Source organism: Planosporangium flavigriseum (genome assembly GCF_011947225.1).
Classification (GTDB): Bacteria; Actinomycetota; Actinomycetes; order Mycobacteriales; family Micromonosporaceae; genus Planosporangium; species Planosporangium flavigriseum.
This window is the reverse complement of sequence record NZ_JAATVW010000001.1, coordinates 71,331-94,985: the sequence shown is the minus strand read 5'-3', so window position 1 is coordinate 94,985 and position 23,655 is coordinate 71,331. Positions and strand designations below refer to the sequence as shown.

Annotated in this window: 23 protein-coding genes; 15 read left to right on the top strand and 8 right to left on the bottom strand. The window is 70.8% G+C overall.

The genetic code is table 11. The annotated features are described in order from the left end of the window. The first annotated feature begins 29 nt into the window (after positions 1 to 29). The 6 genes from HC028_RS00405 (at position 30) to HC028_RS00380 (ending at position 7,548) form a co-directional block, all read left to right on the top strand. Positions 30 to 746, top strand: a complete 717-nt coding sequence (locus HC028_RS00405; RefSeq protein WP_168071703.1) for an RraA family protein — start codon at positions 30 to 32, stop codon at positions 744 to 746. Beyond that, positions 743 to 1,963, top strand: a complete 1,221-nt coding sequence (locus tag HC028_RS00400; RefSeq protein ID WP_168071702.1) for a CaiB/BaiF CoA transferase family protein — start codon at positions 743 to 745, stop codon at positions 1,961 to 1,963. Before HC028_RS00405 ends, HC028_RS00400 begins: the two co-directional genes overlap by 4 nt. A 109-nt stretch (positions 1,964 to 2,072) precedes the next feature. After that, positions 2,073 to 3,245: a hypothetical protein gene (locus tag HC028_RS00395; RefSeq protein ID WP_168071701.1), complete on the top strand. Its 1,173-nt coding sequence runs from the start codon at positions 2,073 to 2,075 to the stop codon at positions 3,243 to 3,245. Continuing rightward, positions 3,242 to 5,290, top strand: coding sequence for a CoA transferase (locus HC028_RS00390; protein ID WP_168071700.1), 2,049 nt, complete (start codon positions 3,242 to 3,244; stop codon positions 5,288 to 5,290). Before HC028_RS00395 ends, HC028_RS00390 begins: the two co-directional genes overlap by 4 nt. A gap of 8 nt (positions 5,291 to 5,298) precedes the next feature. Further along, positions 5,299 to 6,930 (top strand): acyl-CoA dehydrogenase family protein, encoded by a 1,632-nt coding sequence (locus HC028_RS00385; RefSeq protein ID WP_168071699.1) that lies wholly within the window; start codon positions 5,299 to 5,301, stop codon positions 6,928 to 6,930. A 9-nt stretch (positions 6,931 to 6,939) separates the two neighbouring features. After that, complete coding sequence (locus HC028_RS00380; RefSeq protein ID WP_168071698.1) at positions 6,940 to 7,548, top strand: helix-turn-helix domain-containing protein; 609 nt, start codon at positions 6,940 to 6,942, stop codon at positions 7,546 to 7,548. Between the two features lie 32 nt (positions 7,549 to 7,580). Here HC028_RS00380 and HC028_RS00375 read toward each other — a convergent pair whose 3' ends face one another. Next, positions 7,581 to 7,961 (bottom strand): STAS domain-containing protein, encoded by a 381-nt coding sequence (locus tag HC028_RS00375; protein WP_168071697.1) that lies wholly within the window; start codon positions 7,959 to 7,961, stop codon positions 7,581 to 7,583. 203 nt (positions 7,962 to 8,164) lie between these two features. Between HC028_RS00375 and HC028_RS00370 the strand changes: the two genes are divergently transcribed. Next, a complete protein-coding gene (locus tag HC028_RS00370; protein ID WP_168071696.1) occupies positions 8,165 to 8,689 on the top strand; it encodes a 2'-5' RNA ligase family protein in 525 nt (174 codons plus the stop codon). Between the two features lie 45 nt (positions 8,690 to 8,734). Here HC028_RS00370 and HC028_RS00365 read toward each other — a convergent pair whose 3' ends face one another. Further along, positions 8,735 to 9,505 (bottom strand): motility protein A, encoded by a 771-nt coding sequence (locus HC028_RS00365; RefSeq protein WP_168071695.1) that lies wholly within the window; start codon positions 9,503 to 9,505, stop codon positions 8,735 to 8,737. Positions 9,506 to 9,625: 120 nt separating this feature from the next. Here HC028_RS00365 and cds1 point away from each other — a divergent pair, with 120 nt between their 5' ends. Then, a complete protein-coding gene (cds1, locus tag HC028_RS00360; protein WP_275408229.1) occupies positions 9,626 to 10,741 on the top strand; it encodes an L-cysteine desulfhydrase Cds1 in 1,116 nt (371 codons plus the stop codon). An 83-nt stretch (positions 10,742 to 10,824) separates the two neighbouring features. Continuing rightward, positions 10,825 to 11,115: a PGPGW domain-containing protein gene (locus tag HC028_RS00355; protein ID WP_168071694.1), complete on the top strand. Its 291-nt coding sequence runs from the start codon at positions 10,825 to 10,827 to the stop codon at positions 11,113 to 11,115. 37 nt (positions 11,116 to 11,152) lie between these two features. On the opposite strand, the gene HC028_RS00350 is transcribed toward HC028_RS00355, so the two are convergent. The 4 genes from HC028_RS00350 to zwf form a co-directional block, all read right to left on the bottom strand. Next, positions 11,153 to 11,473, bottom strand: coding sequence for an STAS domain-containing protein (locus HC028_RS00350; RefSeq protein ID WP_168071693.1), 321 nt, complete (start codon positions 11,471 to 11,473; stop codon positions 11,153 to 11,155). A 502-nt stretch (positions 11,474 to 11,975) separates the two neighbouring features. Further along, positions 11,976 to 12,599, bottom strand: coding sequence for a bifunctional 4-hydroxy-2-oxoglutarate aldolase/2-dehydro-3-deoxy-phosphogluconate aldolase (eda, locus tag HC028_RS00345; protein ID WP_168071692.1), 624 nt, complete (start codon positions 12,597 to 12,599; stop codon positions 11,976 to 11,978). Next, positions 12,596 to 14,452, bottom strand: a complete 1,857-nt coding sequence (edd, locus tag HC028_RS00340; protein WP_239075384.1) for a phosphogluconate dehydratase — start codon at positions 14,450 to 14,452, stop codon at positions 12,596 to 12,598. Before edd ends, eda begins: the two co-directional genes overlap by 4 nt. After that, entirely contained in the window at positions 14,449 to 15,924 is a 1,476-nt protein-coding gene (zwf, locus tag HC028_RS00335) for a glucose-6-phosphate dehydrogenase (RefSeq protein WP_168071691.1), read from the bottom strand. The genes edd and zwf overlap by 4 nt, the downstream gene beginning before the upstream one ends. 146 nt (positions 15,925 to 16,070) lie before the next feature. On the opposite strand from zwf, the gene HC028_RS00330 reads away from it, so the two are divergent. Beyond that, positions 16,071 to 17,294, top strand: coding sequence for an ROK family transcriptional regulator (locus HC028_RS00330; protein ID WP_203981217.1), 1,224 nt, complete (start codon positions 16,071 to 16,073; stop codon positions 17,292 to 17,294). Positions 17,295 to 17,303: 9 nt separating this feature from the next. Here the strand turns inward: HC028_RS00330 and HC028_RS00325 are convergent, their stop codons facing one another. Further along, positions 17,304 to 18,833 (bottom strand): alpha/beta hydrolase family protein, encoded by a 1,530-nt coding sequence (locus HC028_RS00325; protein WP_168071690.1) that lies wholly within the window; start codon positions 18,831 to 18,833, stop codon positions 17,304 to 17,306. A 206-nt stretch (positions 18,834 to 19,039) separates the two neighbouring features. Here HC028_RS00325 and HC028_RS00320 point away from each other — a divergent pair, with 206 nt between their 5' ends. Then, entirely contained in the window at positions 19,040 to 19,942 is a 903-nt protein-coding gene (locus HC028_RS00320; RefSeq protein ID WP_168071689.1) for an SIS domain-containing protein, read from the top strand. Positions 19,943 to 20,036: 94 nt separating this feature from the next. Then, entirely contained in the window at positions 20,037 to 20,390 is a 354-nt protein-coding gene (locus tag HC028_RS00315; RefSeq protein ID WP_203981225.1) for a (2Fe-2S) ferredoxin domain-containing protein, read from the top strand. A gap of 3 nt (positions 20,391 to 20,393) precedes the next feature. On the opposite strand, the gene HC028_RS00310 is transcribed toward HC028_RS00315, so the two are convergent. After that, the gene (locus HC028_RS00310) at positions 20,394 to 20,855 is read right to left on the bottom strand and encodes a MarR family winged helix-turn-helix transcriptional regulator (RefSeq protein WP_168071687.1); all 462 of its coding nucleotides are present in this window, start codon (positions 20,853 to 20,855) and stop codon (positions 20,394 to 20,396) included. A gap of 91 nt (positions 20,856 to 20,946) precedes the next feature. On the opposite strand from HC028_RS00310, the gene HC028_RS00305 reads away from it, so the two are divergent. The 3 genes from HC028_RS00305 to HC028_RS00295 all read left to right on the top strand — a co-directional run bounded on the left by HC028_RS00305 (position 20,947) and on the right by HC028_RS00295 (position 23,630). Further along, positions 20,947 to 21,837: a pirin family protein gene (locus HC028_RS00305; protein ID WP_168071686.1), complete on the top strand. Its 891-nt coding sequence runs from the start codon at positions 20,947 to 20,949 to the stop codon at positions 21,835 to 21,837. A gap of 52 nt (positions 21,838 to 21,889) precedes the next feature. Then, complete coding sequence (locus HC028_RS00300; protein WP_168071685.1) at positions 21,890 to 22,738, top strand: Rieske (2Fe-2S) protein; 849 nt, start codon at positions 21,890 to 21,892, stop codon at positions 22,736 to 22,738. Between the two features lie 184 nt (positions 22,739 to 22,922). Next, positions 22,923 to 23,630, top strand: a complete 708-nt coding sequence (locus HC028_RS00295) for a DUF2470 domain-containing protein (RefSeq protein ID WP_168071684.1) — start codon at positions 22,923 to 22,925, stop codon at positions 23,628 to 23,630. Positions 23,631 to 23,655: the final 25 nt, after the last annotated feature.

The following is a 23,655-nucleotide window of genomic DNA, read 5'->3' as shown; positions in this document are numbered from 1 at the left end:
GTTTTCTGACGCGAGCGTGAGGAAGGCGCATGCCTGCTGACTGCTATGTCCACCCAGCCACCCCGTTACCCCCGCGCGGCCTCATCGAGCGCGCGGAGCGGCTGTCGACATCGTTGATCTCCGACGTCTTCGGCCGGTGGGCGGGGGCGCCCGGCATCCTCCCGATCACCGGCCTCGCCGCCGGTCAGGTGGTGGCCGGTCCGGCCTTGACCGTCCGGACCCGACCAGGGGACAACCTCGTCGTCCACAAGGCCCTTGACGTCGCCCGCCCCGGCGAGGTTCTCGTGGTCGCGGCCGGGGGGACGATGGAGCGCGCCACCCTGGGGGGCCTGATGGGTCAGTACGCGCGAACGAAGGGCCTGGCCGCGCTCGTCGTCGACGGCGCCGTTCGGGACCGCTCGGACCTCGAGGCGGCCGCGCCGCCGGTCTTCGCCGTCGGCGTCAGCCAGCTGGGGCCTTACAAGGACGGCCCCGGTGACCTGCGCTGCCCGGTCTCCCTGGCCGGAGTGGTCATCGAGGACGGCGACCTCGTGGTCGGCGACGAGTGCGGGATCGCGGTCATCCCGCGGCACCGAGCCGAGGACGTGATCGCGGCGGCCGAGGCGAAACGCGTCGCGGAGGAGGCCGAGAGCCGCGCGATCGCCGAAGGCACCTGGGACCGCGAATGGATCGACCGCTCCCTGCGGATTCACGACGTCCCGGCGGTCGCAGCCGCTGAATCCCGTACGCGAGGAGACTTTTCGTGAGCGCGAACCTGCCGCTGTCCGGGCTGCGCGTCCTGGACCTGTCGCACCTGGCGGCGGGGCCCTGGTGCACGATGGTCCTCGCCGACCTGGGCGCCGACGTCGTGAAGGTCGAGCGGCCCGGTAGCGGAGACATGTCCCGGCAGGCGGGCAGCGTCTACGCCGGCGGGGAGAGCGCCGTGTTCCTCGCCCTCAACCGCAACAAGCGCAGCATCGCGCTCGACCTCAAACGCCCCGAGGCGCGCGAGGTGCTCCAGCGGCTGGTCGGGACGGCCGACATCCTGGTCGAGAACCTGCGGCCGGGAAAGACCGCCGAGCTGGGCGTCGACTACGACACGGCCGCTGCCGTCAACCCCGGCATCGTGTACGCGTCCATCTCCGCGTTCGGCCAGAGCGGCCCGTACGTGGACATGCCCGGCAACGATCCGATCATCCAGGCGATGTCGGGCGTCATGAGCATCACCGGCGACGCCGACGGCCCCCCGGCGCGCCAGGGCGTCAGCGTCCCGGACTTCGGCGCGGGCATGATGGCCGCGTTCGCGATCCTCGCCGCGGTGGTCGGCCGCACGCGTACCGGCCGGGGCGCGCATCTGGACCTGAACCTGCTGGACGTGGAGGTCTTCGCGCTCGGCCCGCGGGCCCAGGAGTACCTGATCAACCGGGAGGAGCAGCCCCGCCTGGGCAGCGCGCACCCGCGGTTCGCGCCCTACCAGGCCTACCGCTGCAAGGGCGACCGGTACCTGTACATAGCGGCGATCAACGACAAGTTCTGGCAGAAGCTGTGCCTCGCGATCGGGCGACCGGAACTCGCCGACCATCCGGACTTCGCCACGAACGTCGAACGGACGAGGCGCCGGGAGGAGCTGGTCGCGTTGCTGGAACCGATCCTGCTGGAGCGCGACCGGGACGAGTGGCTGGAGCGGATGCACGCGCACGGCGTGCCGTGCGGTCCGGTGAACGACCTGGGTGAGGCGCTGTCGGACCCGCAGGTGATCCACAACGAACTCGTCCAGCGGATGCGCCATCCCGCGGCGGGTGACCTCGACACCATCGGCCTCCCGATCCGCGTCGACGGAGCGGCGATGCCGGTGCGCTCGGCTCCGCCGCTGCTCGGTGAGCACACAGTGGACGTACTGGCCGAGTGCGGGTTCTCGCCGGAGCTGACCGCGTGGCTGTTGACGTCCGGGGTCGCCGCCGCGGCGCGCGACTCGGTCGAGTGAGCGTGAGCGGGCGTCGCGGAACGGCGTGGGCGTCGCGGAACGGCGCGGGCATCGCGGAACAACCGAGAAAAGGACGGGAATGGCAGAGGCGACCGTTGACCAACGGGACATGGCGAGAGTCGATGCGGCACGTCGCGCCATGGAGCGGGTGCGCTCCGGCTGCGAGCCCGTACTCGACCTGCTGGAGCAGGCTCCTGCCGGCGCCGTACCGAAGTTCAGCTACCTCACCGGCGGGTACACGCTGGACACCGAGTACCGGCCGGACGCGTGGGCCACGTTCCAGTGGACCGGGTTTCTCGCCGGCCGGCTCTGGCTCGTGGCGCGTCATTTCGGCGACGACAGGGTCGCGGCGGCGGCCGGCAAGCTGACGCGTACCGTCGCCGACCGCCTGCGTCAGCGGCCACCCGGGTTCTCGGCCGCCGGCAGCGACCTGTTCTACGCGGTCTGCCTCGGTAGCCGCTGCGTGGAGGACACGGCGCTGGTCGAGGCCGGGCTCGACGCGGTCGACCGGTACGCGGAGAACTTCGACCCCCCACTGGGGATCTTCTTCCAGGTGCCCGGCGTCAACCGGGCGGTGATCGACACGGGGCTCAACCTGCTGCCCTTCTACTGGTCGGCCGGCTTCCGGCCGGGCGGGGCGCGGATCGCCGTCGACCACAACACAAACCTGCTGCGATACGGGATCGTCCGGCCGGACGGATCCACGTACCAGGCGATCGAGTTCGACCTCGCCTCCGGTGAGCCGGCCCGGCGGTGGAACATGCAGGGGTACTCCGACGAGTCGACGTGGGCGCGGGGGCAGTCGTGGGCCCTGCACAACTACGTCAACGTGTACGAGGCGAGCGGCGACCCGCACTTCCTCGACGTGGCACGGCGTGTCTGCCGGTGGTACGTCGAGAACCTGCCCGCCGACAGCGTCCCGTTCTACGACTTCGCCGACCCCGCCGCGCCGGGCGTCCCGCGGGACTCCTGCAGCGCGACCATCGCCGCCAACGCGTTGCTGCGGCTGGCGCGGCTGGACCCCGAGTCCGCGGCCTGGGCCCGCTCCGCCGGCGAGGCCATCGTCGACGAGCTGCTGGCGAACTACCTGTCGCCGGGCGGCGTCCTGCTGCACAGCAGCTGGGGCCGGCTGCCCCCGGAGAAGGCCGGAGCGGGCATCTCGCGGTTCCCACTCGAGGACGTCATGCCGTACGGGAACTACTGGATCGTCGAGGCGCTCTACCGCCGGCTCCATGACGACTGGGGACTGCTGTCCTTGAGCCCGGAGAAGCGAACGGTATGACGGCACCGTTCACCGGCATCACCGTCCTGGACCTTACGCACTTCGTGGCCGGTCCCTGGTGCACGATGCTGCTCGCGGATCTCGGCGCGAATGTCATCAAGGTCGAACCACCGGGGCGGGGCGAGATCGCCCGGACCATGGGCAGCGTCTTCGCCGGCGGCGAGAGCGCGATCTACCTAGGTTTCAACCGGAACAAGCGCAGCCTGGCGCTCGACCTGAAGACCGACGAAGGGCGCGAGGTCGTTCACCGCCTGGTCCGCACGGCCGACGTGCTCGTGCACAACCTGCGCCCCGGTACCGCCGAGCGCCTCGGCGTGGGGTACGAGCAGGTGGCGGGGCTCAACTCCGACCTGCTCTACTGCCACATCTCCGCCTTCGGCCAGACCGGGCCGTACGCCGACCAGCCGGCCAACGACCCGATCATCCAGGCGATCAGCGGCGCGATGCTGGCCGGACTCGCCGACGGTGCGGCACCGGTCCGGATGGGGGTGAGCCTGCCGGACTTCGCGGGTGGTGGCCTCGCCGCGGTCGGGATCACGGCCGCCCTGTACCGCAGACTGCGCTCCGGGATGGGCGGCAGCGTCGACGTCAGCCTCCTCGGCGCGCAGATGTTCGCCCAGCTCGACCTCTTCGCGGGCCGGCCTTCCGACGCGTCGCGCGCCGTCGCATGTGGAGGCGGTACGTTCCTCGTCGCCGACGTCGGCCCGCACGTGGCGTCGGAGCTGGCCGGCGTCTCCCGCGACGAGGCACTGGCCCTGCTCCGCGCGAGCGGCGTCGCCTGCGCCCCGGTCAACACGCTCCCCGAGGTGTTCGCCGAGCCCAACCCGCACACGGTGCCGGTGCGCCACCCGACGGTCGGGGACCTCGCCCAACTGCGGAGCCCGTTCACGGCCGCGCCGTCGTGGCCCGTACGCGTGGCGCCGCCGCCGTTGCTCGGTGAGCACACCAGCGAGGTACTGGCCGAGTTGGGGTACAGCGCCGAAGCGATCGAGGACTTCGCCCGTCGCGGGGTTACCGGGGACCCGTCGTCGCCGCCGTGGCGGGTTCTCCTAGCGCCGGACAAGTTCAAGGGCACGCTCACGTCGCGGGAGGCGGCCGACGTCATCGCGGCGGAGGCGGAGCGGCTGGGCGCGGTGGTGCGCACGCTTCCGATGGCGGATGGGGGAGAGGGCACCGTCGAGGCCTTCGGCGGACCGAACCGGTACTCCGTGGTGACGGGCCCACTCGGTACGCCGGTGCGGGCGGGCTGGCGGCTGGTGGACGGTCTGGCCGTCCTCGAGTCGGCGGCGGCCTCCGGTCTCGTCGTCGCCGGCGGGGCTGCCGCCAACGACGCCTGGGCGGCGACGAGCGCCGGCACCGGGGAGCTGATCCGGGAGGCTATCGACGCCGGCGCCGACGAGGTCATCGTGGGCATGGGCGGGTCGGCGACGACGGACGGCGGTGCGGGAGCGCTCGCGGCCCTGGCGGGCTACCTCCCCTTCCGGCCGGGACTGGTTCGGGTGATCACCGACGTCGCGACGCCGTTCAAAGACGCGGCACGGGTCTTCGGCCCGCAGAAGGGCGCCGACGCCCGCCAGGTAGCGCTGCTCACCCGGCGGCTGCGGCGAATCGCGGACGAGTTGTCGGCCAAGTACGGCGTGGACGTGTGGGATCTGCCGCGGTCGGGCGCCGCTGGCGGCCTTGCCGGCGGTCTCGCGGCGGCGGGGGCGGTGCTGTCGGATGGCGCGTCCGTGATCGCCGAACGCCTGGGCCTGGCGGAGCAACTGGACTGGGCGGACCTGGTCGTCACCGGAGAGGGACGGTTCGACGCGACCTCGCTGCTGGGCAAGGCGCCCGGCCTTGTCGTACGGGAGTCGCTCCGGCGGGGACTGCCCGTCCTCGTGCTCGCCGGTGCGGCCGACGAGGGGCTCGACACCGACGCGCGGGTCGTCACGCTGGTCGAAACCGCCGGAGACGTCGCGGCGATGGAAGACCCGGCGGCCAGCCTGGCCAAGGCAGCCAGATCAGGCCTTCATGCGATGTCGCCAACGCGGCAGGAGAGGTGATGGTGACGATGGAGCACACACGAGCGTTGATCGCGGCCGCCCGGGCGGTCGTGGATCAGGGGATCCTGCGGCTGGCGAACGACTGCCGGGGAACGGACGGGCGCGTCGATCTGGCGGCGCTGGACCGCGAACAGGCGTACGCGTACGACCTGGCCGCGGCGGCGTGTCTCGTCGGGGCGGCCGAGGCGATGCTCCCCTGGGGCGACTCCGGTCCGCTGCAGGAGATGTTGACGGCGGCGTTCACCGGGCACGTCGTTGCGGAGATCGGCGCCATGCTGCAGGGGCGGGAGCGCCACTGGAGCGCTACCGGACTTCCGTGGCACAGCGGAGAGCTGGCGGAGGCGCTCGCCCGGGCTCGGTCACCTCAGCTGCTCAGCGCGGTAGGCGAGCAGGTCGCAACGGTCGGGCTGCCGTCGGTTCCGTTACCGGAAGAACTCGACCTGGCGCGACGCGTCTTCCGTGACTTCGCCACGACGAAGGTGGCCCCGCTGGCGGAAGAGGTGCACTCTCGGGACACCGACATCCCCGAGGAGATCATCCGCGAGTTCTCCCGCCTGGGTCTGTTCGGCATGGGTATCCCGGCCGAGTACGGGGGTTCCGCGTCGGGCGGGCCGTCCGGCTACAGCGAAGACGATCTGCTCGCCATGCTCGTGGCCACCGAGGAGATCACCCGTGGCTCCATGGGACTGGCCGGCCCGTTCATCACGCGACCGGAGATCCTGGCCACCGCCGTCCTCACCGGCGGTGTCAAGGAACAGGCGGCCCGGTGGCTGCCCGGGGTCGCCGCCGGGGACCTCATGGTGGCCGTGGCGGTGACGGAGCCGGACTACGGCTCCGACGTCGCCAATCTGACGGTCCGGGCGACGCGCGACGGCGACTACTACCGGATCAGCGGGGTCAAGACGTGGTCGACGTTCAGCGGTAGAGCCGACCTGCTTCTGCTGCTGGCTCGAACGGGCACACGCGAGGACAAGCACCGGGGACTGTCGCTGTTCGTGATCGAGAAGCCGCCCTTCCCGGGACATTCCTGGAGCTACGAGGGCGAGCACGGGGGACGCATCGAGGCGCGGGCGATCAGGACGATCGGCTACCGGGGCATGCACAGTTTCGAGATCAGTTTCGAAGACTTCGTCGTGCCGGCGGCGAACCTGATCGGCGGCGAGGCGGGGCTCGGCAAGGGCTTCTACCTGCAGATGAAGGCCTTTGCGAACGGCCGGATGCAGACGGCGGCGCGCGCGGTCGGCCTCATGCGGGCGGCGTTCGAGGCGGCCGCCGGTTACGCCCGGGAGCGTCACGTGTTCGGCGCGGCCCTGGCCGACTACCAGTTGACGAAGGTGAAGCTCGCCAGGATGGCCTTCCTCCTCGCCGGATGCCAGGCGTACACGTACGCATGCGCCCGCCTGATCGCGTCGGGCGGAGGACAGCTCGAAGCCTCGATGGTCAAGTCCCTCAGTTGCCGGGCGGCCGAGTGGGTGACCCGGGAGGCACAGCAGATGCACGGCGGATACGGCTACGCCGAGGAGTACCCGGTATCGAGGTTCTTCCTCGACGCTCGCGTCCTCTCGCTCTTCGAGGGTGCCGACGAGACGCTCGCCCTGCGCGTCATCGCGCGAGGCCTCGTCGACAATGCGCCCAGATAGCGGCGCGCTATGGCGCATGACGGGGTCTCCATTGCCACCGATGAGGCGGTGGGTCCGGCTTCGGTCGGCACCGCCATCCGCGCGGCCCGGATGCGCCGGCGGATGACGCTGCGGCAGCTGTCCGCGGCCACTGGCCTGTCGGAGAGCTTCCTGAGTCAATTCGAGCGGGGGTTGAGCCAGGCGAGTGTCGCCTCGCTGCGCCTCATCACGAGCGCTGTGGGGATCACTCTCGCGGACGCCTTCAGCGCCAACGCCACCGCAGCCGTACGTGTCATGCGGGAGTCCTGGCGGCCGACGTTGCCATTCGGCAGCAGCGCCATGAAGTTCCTCCTGACGCCGCAGCCGCTGCGGCGTCTCGAGGTGTTCGCCATCAAACTGGAGCCCAACGGATCGACCGGCGAGACGCGATACGCACCCGGCGATTCCGAAGAGTTGCTGCTCGTCACGTCCGGCGCGGTGAAGGTGGAACTCGCCTCGGACCTCTTTCTCCTGGAAGCCGGCGACTCGGTCGTTTTCTGCAGTGACACCCCGCACCGGGTCGTCAACGTCAGCCCGGGCCGGTCGGAGGTCCTCTGGGTGATCAGTTCGTCGGGCGATCGAGGGGCGTACCGGCCGTAAGGTCGCCGGCGGTGCCGTCCAGGCGCGTCGGCTCAGTCAGCACCGGCCAGGGCGGCGGTACTGAGGTGGGCCGGTGGTAGTCCGTGCATGACGTCCACGCCGAGCGTGCTGAGGAGGTGGGCGGCGAAGGCGCTGACCGCGGTCAGCCGGAGCCGAACGCCTGCCTGCGCGCTGATGCGTTGGGCGATCACGATGGTGCCGATGCCGGTGGAGTCGATGGAGTTCAGCCGGCGTAGGTCCAGGCCGATGGTGCGGACGCCCTCGCGGTTGAGGATCGCCGTGATCGCGGTTCGGAGTCGGTGGGCGGTCCCGGCGCCGAGTTTGCCGCCTACGGTCATGATGACTTCGTCGCGCCCGGCAGGCTCCACCCCGATCTGGAGCTTTGCCTGATCTCCAGGGACTACGTTGTCCATTTTCGGCCATCCTTCTCATCCGACGCACAGGACGTATGAACAGGATGATCAGGCACGTTCCAAAATGGAAGGCGTAAAAAGCGGTTTAAAGTAAATGCTAAGAATGACTTAATAATGTTATTGCTAACCATCGATGGTGATGGGTGCCGTCCTGTTCCGGGCGTCGGCGGGCGTACGGGTCGGCCCTGTGCATACTGTCGCTCGTGGCCTTAGCCGTGTGTCTGCTCTTCGACGGCCGCACCGAGCGCGCCCTGCGCAGCCTGTGGGACAAGCTCGAACAGCGGGGCGTGGCGACGCTCCGCTCGCACACGCACGGGCGGCACCATCCCCACCTGTCGTATGTGGTGCTGTTGCGGTGGCGGCTCGACGCGGTGCGGGAGGCGGTGGCTGCGCTGCCCGACCGGGGCTCGTTCCCGTTGGTCTTCGACGCGCTCGGTGCGTTTCGCCGTGGCCGGGTCTGTCTCGTTCCCGGGGTGCCGGCCGATCTCGTGCCCCGTCAGGAGGTCGTGTTGGCGGCGGTCCGGGATACCGGCGCCGTGGTGCACACCCACTACGAGGTGGGCGGCTGGTTGCCGCACTGCTCGGTCGCCCCGCGGGCCCGGCTCGATCAGCTACCCCTCGTCGCCACCACCGTGTACGACATCCTGCCGCTCACCGCGCGGATCGACCGCGCCGCCCTCGTCGACAGCTCCACCGGCGAGGTGTGGCCGTTGCCGAACCTGCCGTGAACCCGCCGCGGCAGGCTCCGATGACCCGCTCCGGCCTGGTCGTTGCTAGGCGGCTCTGGCGCTTTTGTTGCTGTCGGGAGGCAGCAGGCTGCGCAGTTTCTTGGCGAGCAGTCGCGGGTTGGCGCCGGCCTGGATGTCGACGATCCCGGCGATCACCAGATCCATCTGGTCGCACTCGATCTCCGACAGGCGCTTGAGCCGTTTGCCGATCGGTAGGAAGATCGCGTTCGCGGTCAGGATGCCCCACAACGTCGCCACGAAGGCGGCCGCGATGAGGGGGCCGAGGGTCGCCGGCTGGCTGAGGTTGGACAGTACGTGGACGAGGCCGATGACCGTACCGATGATGCCGATGGTCGGCGCGAAGCCGCCCATGTCGGTGAAGATGCTCGCGGCTGACCTGTCGGCGATGCGCTTCGCGTCGACCTCACCTTCGAGGATCTCGCGCAGCTCCTCGGAGGTGGCCCCGTCGATCGCCAGTCGCAGACCGTGTTTGAGGAACGGGTCGGCGACGTCGTCCAGCGCGCTCTCGAGGGCGAGCAGGCCCTCGCGGCGAGCCTTCTCCGCGAGTTTGACCATAACGTCAACCAGTTCGTCGGGCCTGCCGAGCTTGGTGAGGAACGCTCGCCTGGCCTGGTTGATCGTGCCGCGGGCGTCGCGGATGAGGCCGCTGGCGATGCCGGCGCCGGCCGTGCCGAAGACGACGAGGATGAGCGGCGCCGGCAGCAGGATGGCCGACACCGGAGTGCCCTCCAGGGTCATGGCTATGAGGATGGCGGCGAACGCGAGTCCGACGCCGATGAGGCTTGCCGGATCCATCAGCGCTCCATGCACCAGTCAACTGCTGCAATTTTGCCTTCTGTGCACCATGCGTATCGGTCGACTTCGGTCGAAGATGAGGAATTGGGGACCATTGGATCTCCCACTACGCTCTAGCGCGTGAGCCATGCCTTGGATAGCCAGCCGGTCCGGTCGGTCGATCGGTACAGCGGGTCCGCTCGTGCCTGGGTGGACGAGGCGATTCGACGAGTCGAGGCGGACGCGAACCGCTCCGCAGACACCCACCTGCATGTCTTCCCGCTGCCGGCGGAGTGGGGCATCGACCTGTACCTCAAGGACGAGTCGGTACACCCCACCGGCAGCCTGAAACACCGGCTGGCCCGTTCGCTCTTTCTGTACGGACTGGCCAACGGCTGGATCCGGGAGGGAGTGACGGTCGTGGAGGCATCGAGCGGGTCCACCGCGGTCTCCGAGGCGTACTTCGCCCGGCTGCTCGGCCTGCCGTTCGTCGCGGTCATGCCGGCGTCGACGAGTCCGGAGAAGATCGCGCTGATCGAGTTCCACGGCGGCCGGTGCCACCTCGTCACCGACCCGACGGCCGTGTACGGCGAGGCCCACCGGATAGCTCGGGAGACCGGTGGCCACTTCCTCGACCAGTTCACCTTCGCCGAACGGGCCACCGACTGGCGCGGCAACAACAACATCGCCGAGTCGGTCTTCAACCAGATGGCGCTGGAGCGGCATCCGGTACCGAGCTGGATCGTCGTAGGCGCGGGTACCGGCGGCACCAGCGCCACGATCGGGCGGTACGCGCGGTACCGCAGGTACGCCACCAGCCTTGCCGTGGTGGACCCGGAGAACTCGGCCTTCTTCGACAGCTGGGTCGACGATGACCCGACCCGGACCACCGGACGGGCATCGCGCATCGAAGGCATCGGCCGGCCGAGGTGCGAGCCGAGCTTCATTCCGGCGGTGATCGATCGGATGATCCAGGTGCCCGACGCGGCCTCGATCGCGGCGATGCGCCTGCTCGCCGAGGTGACCGGCCTGCGGGCGGGTGGCTCGACCGGCACCAACCTGTGGGGCGCGTTGAGCGTCATCGCCGGCATGCGCGCCGCCGGGCAGGTGGGCAGCGTGGTGACGCTGCTGTGCGACGGCGGGGAACGCTACGCCCACACGTACTACAACGACGAGTGGGTCGTCGGCGAGGGGCTCGATCTGGCGCCGTACACCGAGACAATGCGTCGCTTTCTCGCTACCGGCGAGTGGCGGTAGGCGCGCGGCTGTGACGTAGTCGGCATTGGATATTGCGGTGGGTGCCGACTGTGGAATTGCGCGCATTTGGCACAGTGGCTGTCATGCGCGAGATCAACGACGACCGTCCCCGCCCGCTGAAGGCGCTGTCCGGCTTACCGGCCTCGGTGCGGCGGCCGCTCGTCGCGGTGATGGGCGGGACCCTGATCGTGGCCGGCCTGGCCGCGGTCGTGCTGCCCGGCCCGTGGACGATCCCACCGATCCTCGCCGGCCTGGCGCTGTTAGCCACCGAGTACATGTGGGCGCGCCGCTGGCAGCGCCGGGTGCAGGACAGGGCCAGGGCGGTGAAGGAAGCGGTGAACTCGCGGCGCAAGGCCAGCAGCGGCGACAGGTAGCCGCTGGGCTGGTTCGGTCCCGCGCCCGCGGTACGGGCTACCCGTCACTCACCAGGACGTCGTACAGACCCGTCACTCGCAGCTGCGTCGTGATGAACGGACTCGGATTGCGCACGGTGAACCCGACGCCGATGGCCTGAGCCGCATTGCGCCCGGCCACCAGGGCGCCGATCCCGGTGGAGTCGATGAAGGTCAGATACTGCAGATCGACCACGACCCGGGTCGGGGTCAGCTCGGTGGCGGTGTCGACCAGGATCTGCCAGAGCCGGGGCGCCGAGCTGATGTCGACCTCCCCGTGGATTTCGATCACCGTACTGCCGTCGCTGACGTCACGGGTGTTGATCAACATGTCGGCCATGCTGCTCCTGACTCTCCGCTCCGGCCCCGGCGCGGTGGCATAGGCCCCAAGGGGGATGCCGGATATCGTACGAACGGACGATGCGTCGCTGGTAGGCCGGTCTGAACATGACCGGCGGTGGGCGCCGACGCGGTGCGGCCAGAAGACGACAGGTGGCTTCGCCGCCAGGGTGCGTACGCTGTCGACGGCGCGATCGACCGTCTTCCCCCGCGTCGATGAGGAGCGTCATGAGCCGTCCACCGCTGACCGAGGCAGCTGACGAACCGGTGCCATGCGCCGCCGCCCCCGCAGTCGGGGGATGGCGGCACGTGCATCCCGAGGGGATGTGCAGATGCTTCGCGGGTGGGCCCGCGCCCGTACGGGTCACGGCCCCGGAGGTCGCGGTCCTCGCTGACCGACCCGGCGTGTTTGACACGTCCTGGGTCGGTCAGCGGACCCGCCGCAGTGCCCGGGACCGGGTACGGTCCTGGCTTCGCGGGCTACTCCGCCGCTGAGGTCCTCGTCAGCGGAGTGCGTCGGTGGCGAGCTGCGTGATCTGCGCCCAGTCGGCGGCGGCGATCAGTTTGGCCGGCGTGAGCCAGCTGCCGCCGACGCAGCCGACGTTGGGCAGCGCGCGGTACAGCGGCGCCGTGTCGGGCGTGATCCCGCCGGTCGGGCAGAACCGGGCGTCGGGCAGCGGCGACGCGAGGGACTGCAGGAACGCCCGGCCGCCGGAGGCCTCGGCGGGGAACAGCTTCATCTCCTGCTGCCCGCGCTCGAGTACGCGCAGCGCCTCGGAGACCGTGGCGACGCCGGGCAGGTAGGGCACGCCGCTGCCGGCCATGGCGTCGAGCAGCGTCTCGGTGGTCCCCGGGGAGACGAGGAACCGCGAGCCGGCGGCGATGGCCTTCTCGACGTGAACGGGGCTGGTGACGGTACCGGCGCCGACGACCATGTCCGGCACGTGCTCGGCGATCGCGCTGATCGCGGCCAGCGCGGCGGGGGTCCGCAGGGTGATCTCGATGATTGGGATGCCGCCGGCGAGCAGGGCTTGCGCGAGCGGTACCGCCCGGTCGGCGTCGTCGAGGACGACGACGGGGATCACCGGGCTCAGGGTGAGCAGGTCGGCAGAGGTCAGCGTGGTCATGCGAAGGCCTTCGGACGGGAGTGGATGACGCTGGCACCGTACTCGGCCGGGCCGACGTGCTGACGGAAGGCGGCGAACAGTTCCCGTCCGGTGCCGAACGGGGCCTGCTGCTGCGGCGGTTGGTCCGCGACGGCGCGGGCGGCGAGCTCCTCGTCACCGACGGCGAGCTCGAGCGTTCCGGCGCGGGCGTCGAGGCGGAGCAGATCCCCGTCCTGGATGCGCGCGATCGGTCCGCCGGCCGCAGCCTCGGGGGTGAGGTGGATGGCGGCGGGGACCTTGCCGGAGGCGCCGGACATCCGCCCGTCGGTGACCAGTGCGACCCGGTGACCGCGATCCTGCAGCACGGCGAGCGCCGGGGTGAGCTTGTGCAGCTCCGGCATGCCGTTGGCGGCCGGGCCCTGGTACCGGATGACGGCGATGAAGTCGTGGTCGAGCGTACCGGCGGCGAAGGCGGCCAGGAAGTCGTGCTGGTCGTCGAAGACCGCGGCCGGCGCCTCCACCACGTGGTGCTGTTCGGCGACGGCAGAGACCTTGATGACGGCGCGGCCGAGGTTGCCGCGCAGCATCCGCAAGCCCCCCTCGGCGGCGAACGGCTTGCTCACCGGTCGCAGCACGTCGAGGTCGAGGCTGTCGGCCATCGCGGACTCGTAGATCAGTTCATCGCCCTCGAGGGCCGGGGCGAGGCGGTAGGCGGAAAGCCCGTGCCCGGCGACGGTCCGTACGTCCGGGTGCAGCAGGCCGGCGTCGAGCAGTTCCCCGATGAGGAAGGCGGTGCCGCCAGCGGCGTGGAAGTGGTTCACGTCGGCGGGGCCGTTGGGGTACACCCGGGTGAGCAGCGGTACGACCGCGGACAGGTCGGCGAAGTCCGCCCAGTCCAGCTGGATGCCGGCCGCGGCCGCTATCGCCGGTAGGTGCAGCGTGTGGTTGGTCGACCCGCCGGTGGCCAGCAGCGCCACCACGCCGTTGACGACGGCCCGCTCGTCGAGGACGTGGCCGATCGGAGTGTAGGTGTCGGTGAGCGCGGTCAGCTGCAGGACCTGGGCCGCCGCGCCGCGGGTCAGCGCGTCGCGCAGCGGGTCGTGCGGGTGCACGAAGCTGGCGCCGGGCAGGTGCAGGCCCATGACCTCCATCAGCATCTGGTTGGAGTTCGCGGTGCCGTAGAACGTGCACGTGCCGGGGGAGTGGTAGGAGGCCATCTCCGCGGCGAGCAGTTCGTCGGAGCTGGCCAGCCCCTCGGCGTGCCGCTGCCGGACCCGGCTCTTCTCCTTGTTGGGCAGGCCGGAGGCCATCGGACCGGCGGGCACCAGGATCGTGGGCAGGTGCCCGAAGGCCAGCGCGCCGATGACCAGACCCGGGACGATCTTGTCGCAGACGCCCAGCATCAGCGCCGCGTCGAACATGTCATGGGACAGCGCCACCGCGGTGGCCATCGCGATCAGGTCCCGGCTGAACAGCGACAGCTGCATGCCGTCGCGGCCCTGGGTGATGCCGTCGCACATCGCGGGGACACCGCCAGCGAACTGCCCGATCCCGCCGGCCTCGCGGAGCGCCTGCTTCAACAGCGCGGGGTACGTCTCGAACGGCTTGTGCGCCGAAAGCATGTCGTTGTACGCGGACACGATCGCGACGTTCGGCTTGACGAAGGAGCGCAGCGCCTCCTTGTCCGGCGTACCCATCGCGGCCAGCCCGTGCGCGAAGTTGCCGCACGCCAGCCGGGACCGGGCCGGGCCCTGCTCGGCCGCGGCCGCGATGCGGTCGAGGTACGCCGCCCTGGTCACCGCGCTGCGCTGGCGGATCCGGTCGGTGACCTCCTGTACAACGGGGTGCACCGTGCTGTTCGTCGGTTCGTTCACGCGTTGTCCTCGTTCCAGTGGCGGCCATCGGATTCGATCAGCGTGTGCGCGGCGGTCGGGCCGTCGCTGCCGGCCGGGTACCGGTGCACGGGGGCGTGCCCGTCGCGCCAGGCGTGCAGGATGGACTCGGTCCATACCCAGGCCGCCTCGACCTCGTCGCGGCGCATGAACAGCGTGGGGTTGCCCCGTACGACGTCCATCAGCAGCCGCTCGTACGCGTCCGGGATGCGGTCGGGGATCTGGTCGGCGAAGTTGAGTCCGAGATTGACCGGCCGGAGTTGAATTCCGCCCGGGCCGGGCTGTTTGGCCAGCATGTGGAGCCGTACGCCCTCGTCCGGCTGCAGGCGGATGACCAGCCGGTTCGGGGTCATCGTCGGCTCCAGCCCCGGCCAGATCGAGTGGGGGACCGGCTTGAACGCCACCACGATCTCGGAGCGCCGGGCATCGAGCCGCTTGCCGGTCCGCAGATAGAACGGAACCCCGCGCCAGCGCAGGTTGTGTACCTCCGCCTTCAGCGCGACGAAGGTCTCCGTGTCGCTCTCGGCGCCGTCCAGCTCGTCGCGGTAGCCGGGCACCGGCCGGCCGTCGAGCGCTCCGGCCTCGTACTGCGCCCGTACGGTGTGCGTCGCCGCGAGCTGGCCGGTCACCGGCTGCAGTGCGCGCAGGACCTTCAGCTTCTCGTAGCGGACGCCGTCGTCGGTCACGCTCGCCGGCGGCTCCATGGCCACCAGGCAGAGCAGCTGCAACAGGTGGTTCTGCACCATGTCCCGGAGCGCGCCCGAACCGTCGTAGTAGCCAGCTCGCTGCCCCGCGCCGAGCGACTCGGCCACGGTGATCTGGACATGGTCGATCGCCGAGGCGTTCCACAGTGGTTCCAGCAGCATGTTGGCGAACCGCAGCACAAGCAGGTTCTGTACCGCCTCTTTGCCCAGGTAGTGGTCGATGCGGAAGACCTGCGACTCGGCGAAGACCTCGCCGACCTGGTCGTTGATGTCGCGGGCCGACTGCAGGTCGACCCCGATGGGCTTCTCCAGCACCACCCGGGACTGCTCGCTGACCAGTCCGCTGTTTGCCAGCGTCCGGCTGATCGGTCCGTACAGCCGAGGCGCGCAGGACAGGTAGAACACGCGAGTCCGGTCCGGCGCTTCGGCCAGCAGGTCGACGAGCTTTTGCCAGTCCCCGCTGCCGGCGGCGGCGTCCGCGCTGACGAAGTGCAGCCGGCGCAGGAACGAGGCGACCGCGGTGGCGGACAGCGCCGCCGCCGGCACGTGCGTACCGAGTTCGGCTTCGACCTTTCCCCGGTAGCCGTCGTTGTCCAACCCGGCGCGCGACACCCCGACGATGCGGAACGCGGGCGGCAGTTGACCGTCGACATCGCGCAGGTACAGGGCCGGTAGCAGCTTGCGCATGGCCAGGTCACCGGTACCGCCGAAGACGACGAAGTCGCACGGGACGACTTGCGTGAAGGACATTCCAGCACCCACCGCTTCTTCCGAACAAACCACCGTCACGTTAAGCCACTTCCGACGGCTAGCACAAGGACTTCCGCACTTCGAAGACATAAGTTAACCATTCGGATTACTTGTCGTACCTAACTCGGCGGTGATGTACTTCTTTCGTGACACTCTCCGATGCCGCCGGCGACCGCCGCCGCTTCGCCGACCACCCGCCCACGGCCGGTGAGATCATGCAGCTGGTCCTGGCCGAGAGTGGCCTGAGCCGCACCGACATCGGCCGGACGACCGGCCTGTCGCGCACCGCGGTGACCGCGCGGGTCGGCCAGTTACTCGCGCTGGGGCTGCTCGTCGAGGAGTCGGGCGCCGAGTCGACCGGCGGGCGGCCGGCCGCCCGGCTGCGGTTCAACGCGGCGGGTGGAGTCGTGCTGGCGGCGTCCGTGGGCCGGAGCCGGATCCAGCTGGCAGTCGCCGACCTGGGCGGTTCCGTGCTGGCCGAGCACTCGATGGAGGTCGATCAGACGATCGGCCCGCAGCACTGCCTGCCGCCGGTGGTGGACCAGCTGTACCGGATGGTCACCGACTGCGGGCGTCAGCTGTCCGAGGTGCGCGGCATCGGCGTCAGCGTGCCGGGCAGCGTCGACCCCGAGTCGGGCGCGATGGTCAGCTCCGCCGCGCTACCGGCCTGGGACGGCATCCCGCTGCGCGAGCTGTTCCGCCGCGACCTGGACGTCCCCGTCCTGGTGGAGAAGGACGTCAACGTCATGACGATCGCCGAACGGCGCGGTCCGCTCCGCGGCGTCTCGGACATGATCATGGTCAAGGCCTCGACCGGCATCAACATCGGCATCGTGATGGGCGGCGTGCTGCAGCACGGTGCGCTGTCCGCCGCTGGTGAACTCGGTCACGTACCGATCCCGGTCGAACCGCCCGTGCGGTGCCGGTGCGGGCAGACCAACTGCGTCGAAGCGGTCGCCGGCGGATGGGCCATCGCCAAGGCGCTCCAGGGGCTGGGGCGCGACGTCAAGCACGTCCGCGACGCGGTGGCGATCGCGCTCAAGGGCGACCCCGAGGCGCTCGGCATGATCCGGGATGCCGGCCGCCGCGTCGGAGAGGTGCTGTCGGCCGCGGTCACCCTGCTCAACCCCGAGGTCGTCGTCATCGGTGGCGACCTGGCCAGCGCGTACGAGCCGTTCGTCGCGGGCCTGCGCGAGACCGTGTACCAGCGGTCGACCACGCTCGCGACCCGCCAGTTGCGCATCGTCGCCAGCACGTTCGCCGACCGTCAGGGCATCATCGGCTGCGCCGCCCTCATCAACGACTGGATCACCTCCGCGTCCGCCATCGACGCGGCCACCCACGCGACACGGAACCTGAATCTGGCGTAGCCGCTACCGTCAGGCGCAGCCGACGCCCGCGATGTCGTCGTTCACCTGTCGGCCGGTGCCGGTCGTGAGGGCGTAGCCGGAGCAGAAGTAGAACGACAGCCGGTCGGACCGGTTCAGCGTCACCGGCCGCCACGCCCCGCTGCTGGTCGGCTCCAGGTACCGGAAGGACGTCGCGAGCAGCGCGGCGTCGGCCGCCGGGTCGTGCTTGAGGTACCTGTCCAGCCAGGCCTGCGTGTAGTGGCTGGCCACGTCCTGGCCGTACCGGGAGGCGGGCAGCACGTACGGGATGTCGGTGTACTCCAGATGCGTCGACGCCCGCGGCACGACCACCATCGTGTCCACCCCGGCGGCCTTCCAGCCGGCGTACCCGGTCTTCTCCTCCCGGTACGGGTCCGGCGCGCTCGTCGGCGACCCGACCCCCGACTGATCGAACAGGCCGGGGTTGGCCCAGTACGGCGCCACGGTGAAGCCGTACTCCGACTGCACCCCGAGGCCGGGGACAACCGGCCGCAGCGGGCCCTGGGCATCGAACGGTGGCGAGGTGCTTCCGATCGCGGCCCGCGTCGCGAGCTTGTCGAGGGCGACGACCGCCGCGACCCGCTCGTCGACGCCCTGCACGTACGAGACGGCGAGCGCGCCGAGCGAGTGGCCGACCAGCGCCAGCCGCGTGGTGCGGCCCGGCGTGACGGTCTGCTGATCGGGCGAGCGGTCGAACAGTCGCCACATCGGGTTGTACGCGTCGACATCGGCGCTGCCGGCGGACGGGGTGGGGTACGGCGCGCCGGGCGTGGAGAGGAAGAAGTCGATCGCGTCCTCGGTGCCGTAGACGAAGTTCGCCGTCTGCTGGGACGGCACGCCGGGGCACGGGCTCTGTTCGCCGGTTGGCGCTGCGGCGGCGAGGTTGCAGTAGGGCAGGTCCTCGATGGGGCTCTGGTGGGGCAGCGTCTCGCTGGTGCCCTGGCCCTGGACGTCGTAGGTGAGCACCACGTACCCGCGCTCGGCGAGGTCCTGCGCCAGCCACCAGTACATCCGCTCGCTGCCCTGCACCGAGCCGGTGGTGATGACGACGCCGGGGTACGGCGCCGTAAGCGCGCGGCCGGTGTAGGGGTCGCGGGCGTCGGGCAGCGGCGCGAAGACGTCGCCGCGGACCAGGGCGCCGTAGCGGTTGGTGAAGGCGACCGGGGTGATCGTGCCGCGGGTGCCGGCCCAGTCTTTGCGGTACGGGTTGCCGCTGTTCCAGCCCGGCGCCAGCAGGCCCGGGGAGAGCGCCGGCCGGGTGGGCGTGGCGGCCTGGGCGGCGAGCTGGCCGGCGTAGACGGGGCCGATGTACTGGGCCTCGGCCAGTCCGTACGCCAGCGAGAGTTGGCCGTCCGGCGCGGTCTGCCGGCCGTAGGCCTCGGCGATGTTCCGGGTGTCGCGGGCGAGGTACTCGACGGAGCCCGGTGCGGGGGCGGCGGTGGCCGCCGCGGCCGCGGCGTTACCGGAAACGAGGGCGGCGACGACGACGGCGACGGCGAGCCGGGCGGGGCGACGGCGCATGCTGGCTCCTTGCGCGGCGGGGAGGAGGGGCCGGAGCATCGCGCGCCCGACGCCACTCTTAAGTTTAAATAAACTGATTACTTTCGAGTAACTTACTTCCCTCGGCCGGTCCCCGCCAGGGGTCCGCACGCCAGGCCACCGTGACCTTGCCTGGATAGCCGCAAACAGCGCTTGACGGTGCGTAAAACTAGCCAGATCATCTGCCGATGAGCACAACCGCGGAGGAGATCGCAACCCAACCGGACCTGTGGCGGCGTGCCGCGCAACTCGCGCCTGAGGTCGCCGAGCTGTTGCCGGCCGAGGGTGCGGACGTGTGCTTCGTCGGCTGCGGAACCTCGCTCTACATGGCGCAGGCGGCGGCCGCTCTACGCGAACGGGCGGGGCATGGCCGGTCGGACGCCTACCCGGCGTCCGAGTTGCCGGCGGGGCGGCGTTACGACGTCATGGTGGCGATCACGCGGTCCGGTACGACCTCTGAGGTCGTCCACGTTCTGGGCCGTGGTCTCGCCGGACGCTCGGTCGCGCTCACCGCGGTACCGGACGGGCCCGTCGGTGCCGCGGCCGACGACGTGATCGCGCTGCCCTTCGCCGACGAGCGGTCGGTGGTCCAGACGCGCTTCGCCACGACGGCGCTCACCCTGCTCCGCGCGCACGCCGGCGACGGCGGCGCGGCCGCCGCCGCGGCCGACGCCGGCCGGGCACTGGCCGTCGAACTGCCGGTCGACCCCGGCATCGTGCCGCAGTGGACGTTCGTCGGGCGGGGGTGGACGGTCGGTCTCGCCCAGGAGGCCGCCCTGAAGCTGCGGGAGGCGGCGCAGGCGTGGACGGAGGCTTACCCCGCTCTCGAGTACCGCCACGGGCCGATGAGCGTGTCCGGCCCCGGCAGCGTCGTGTGGTCGTTCGGTCCGCTCAACCCGGCCCTCGCCGCGGAGGCGCGGTCGGTCGGCGCGACGGTGGTGGACCTTCCGCTGGACCCGCTGGCTTCGCTGGTCGTCGCGCAGCGCGCGGCGGTCGCGCTCGCGGAGTCGCGTGGCCTCAATCCCGACTCGCCCCGCAATCTCAGCCGGTCGGTCGTGCTGACCGGCCCCGCACGCGCGGTCCTGCCGTAGGTGCCTACCGTGCGCGGCTGACTGCCGCACCGGTACGGTCGTCGGCGTGAAGCGCGCACGTTCGAGCGGCGGGGACGCCGGGGCCAGATGTACGGTGACGGTCTGCCGCGGCTGCTGCTGTGGCACCACCGCCAAACATCCGGGCGTCGACCACGCCGCGCAGTTGGCGCGGCTGCGCGCGAAGCTCGCCGGCGTCGCGCAGCTCCGGCTCAGCGACTGCCTGGACGTCTGCGAGTACTCGAACGTCGTCGTCATCAACCCCTCGCCCGCCGGCCGGAGCGCCGGCGCGCGGCCGGTGTGGCTGGGCTTCGTCCTCGACGACGGCGCGGTCGACGACATCACCGCCTGGGTGGGCGCCGGCGGGCCCGGCATCGCCGATCCGCCCGCCACCGTCGACCTGTACGCCTTCAAGCCGTCTCGCCGGGTGGCCCGGACGGTCGAACGCTGACGGTCAGGGGGCGATGTCCGCGCCGCTGTCGCGGACCCGCGTCGAGATCGCGGTGAGGGTGTCGATCTCCTCCGGGCTGAGGAGGTCGACGAAGTGGCGGCGGACGGTTTCGACGTGCCCGGGGGCGGCCGCCTCGACGGCTCTCCTCCCGGCCGGGGTCAACATGATCATCGTGCCCCGGGCGTCGGTCGGGCAGTCCCGGCGGGTGATGAGTCCCCGTTGCTCCATGCGGCGAAGCTGGTGGGACAGCCGGCTACGGTCCCAGTCGACGTGGCTGGCGAGGTCACGCGCGCGCAGTCCGTCGCCGGGCGCTTCGGAGAGCGGGACGAGCAGGTTGTAGTCCGCGGTGGACAGCCCGGCGTCGGCCAACTGGCGCTCGATCGCCTTGTCCAGGTGGCGGCGCATCTCGTGGAACGCGCGCCACATGCGCGCCGCGCGCTCGTCCAGCCACCTCGGGTTGCTCACCGGGTCACATTACCGCGCAGATTGCTGACACGTCAGCATTCCCGGCGGTAGATTATTGACGCGTCAGCAAACGAATCGAGGACGGCACATCATGGGTACTCCCACGCTCGCCCAGGGTCGCACCGTGTCACGGGTGACGACCAAGCAGCACTTCGGCCCGGACGCCCAGGTCGACGACAAGGCGCTCATCATCGCGCCGGTCGACCCGTCGCTGACCGACCCGTTCCTGCTGCTGTCGGAGGACTGGTTCTCCGAGCCCGGGTTCGAGTGGCACCCGCACCGCGGCCTGGAGACGGTCACCACGGTGCTCGACGGCGTCCTCGAACACGGCGACAACCTCGGCAACGCCGGCGCGCTCCAGGCCGGAGACGTCCAGTGGATGACGGCCGGGCGCGGCATCATCCACCGTGAGCTCGCTTTCCGGAACGAGCACGCCCACACGCTGCAACTGTGGCTGAACCTGCCCGCCCGCTCCAAGATGGCCGCCACCCGCTACCAGGATGTGCTGGCCACCGGCCGGCCGCGCCTGACGCTGCCGGGCGTGGTGATCGACGTCGTCTCCGGCACGATCGCCGGGGTCACCGGGCCGGCGCTCAACCACTGGCCGGTACAGGGCGCGATCGTCACGCTCGATCCCGGCGCGTCGACCGAGTACCCACTGCCGGCCAACCACCGGGCCTTCGCCTACGTGATCTCCGGCGAGGTCATCGTCGCTGGCCGGACCGTCCAGGCTGGGCAGACCGCCTGGTCCGACCCCAGCGGCCGCACCGCAGCGGATAGTCTGCTGAAGGTGGCCGCCCCCGACCGGGACGAGCAGAGCAAGGTAATGATCTACAGTGGCCGGCCGATCCGCGAGCCGGTCGCGATGGGCGGCCCGTTCGTAATGAACAAGCGCACCGAGATCGCGCAGGCGTTCACGGACTTCCACGCCGGAAAATTCGGCCAGGTGCCGCGCCAGGCGCGGCTGAAGTACGGCCGCTGACAACAGTCGCTGTTTGCCCGCCGCTCGCGGCGGGCAAAGGCACGCCATGGCGATGCGGAAGCTGCTGGACCGGGTGGAAATGGCCGGCGCACTGGACCGGGTAGGCGATCCGCTGCGGCGCGGGGTGCGGGCCGTGCTGCCGGATCGGGTACGGGACGCGCTGCACGGCGTGTGGCTCGGCCACCCGCTGCACCCCGCGGCCGTCCAACTGCCCGTCGGCGCCTGGATGAGCGCCGCCGTGCTGGACGCGCTTCCCGGCACCGGAAAAGCGGCGACGGTACTGGTGGGCGTCGGAACCGCAACCGCTGTGCCGGCCGCCGTCGCCGGATTGACCGACTGGGCGTCGCTGTCGCGCAAGCAGCGCCGCGTCGGCCTCGTGCACGCGGCCGCCAACGCGATCGCGCTCGGCCTGTACGCCGGCTCCCTGGCCGCGCGGCTGACCGGCAACGGCCGACGCGGGAGGTGGCTGGCGTACGCCGGACTGGGCACGGCGAGCCTCGGCGCCTACGTCGGCGGCCATCTGAGCTTCCGGCAGGCCGCCGGGGTCAACCAGGCCGAGCCGTTTCTGCGGCAGATCCCCGAGGGCTGGCACGACCTGTGCGAGCACGCCGAGCTGACCGAGGGAAAGCCGATGGTGGCCCGCATCGGCGACGTGCCGGTGCTTGTCACGCGTCTCGGCGACGGGGTGACCGTGATGATCGAACGGTGCGGCCACCACACCGGGCCGCTCGGCGACGGCGAGCTGACCCGCGTGGGCGGCGCCGACTGCGTGGTATGCCCCTGGCACGGCAGTACGTTCCGGCTGGCCGACGGTGTTGTCGTGCGCGGACCGGCCGCGACCGACCAGCCGCTGTTGCGTACCCGCGTGGTGGACGGCCGGGTCCAGGCGTCGCTTCCCTAGCCTCAACCACCCTCGGGGCGGACGATCCAGGTAGCCGGTGAATCGGCGGGAGTTGCGCCCGACGACGGGCTGTTCGTTGTAGACGACCGGCACCTCCGCCCGCTCCGGCAGTCGGACCTCGGGTCGTGGCTGGCCCATGTCGTGGCCTTCAACTAAGGTGAGCCTAACCTAAGTCGGAGGTGCCATGTCCCGCAAGCCTGACCCCGAGCCTGCCGAGCGGCTGCGCTCGTTGCTCGTCGCGGCCTCATCGCTGCGACTGCGGACCCCCGGTCATCACGCCGACCTCGTCGGCCGGCATCACGTCGACGACACCGGCCGGCTGATGCTGGAGTTCCCCAACGGCAGCTGCCTTGCCCAAGAGCTCCTGCACCAGGGGGAGCTCGTCGCGATGATCGAGCTGACCGATGTCGCCCCCGTCGCTGTGCGCAATCGTGTCCGCTGCCGCGCAACGCTCACCGGTTGGCTGAGTTCGGGAGACGACCCGGCCGTGACAAGCGGCGCCGAGCAACTCGCGGTGCTCGACCTCGCCGCCGCTGAACTCGTCGAACCGCACGGCGCCACCGACATCGGTCCGGCCGATTTCGCGTCCGCCCGGCCGGATCCTCTTGCCGTCGCTGAGGCGGAGCTGCTGTGCCACCTCGTCGACGGCCATCCGCAGGCGATAGAGAGCCTGTCACGCCTGGTACCGCCACACCGCCTGCACGGCGTTCGGCGCATCCAGCCCGTACGGCTCGACCGCTTCGGCGTCGTCTTGCGGCTGGAGTTTGCCAGCCACGATCGGGATGTGCGACTGCCCTTCGCGAATCCGCTGGAGCAGGCCCACCAGGCGGCGGAGCGCATGCGCGAACTACTCGCCCGCGCTGGGCGTTGCCGGCGCTCGATCGGGCACTGATGCCACTGCAGACAGCGGTGGGTGT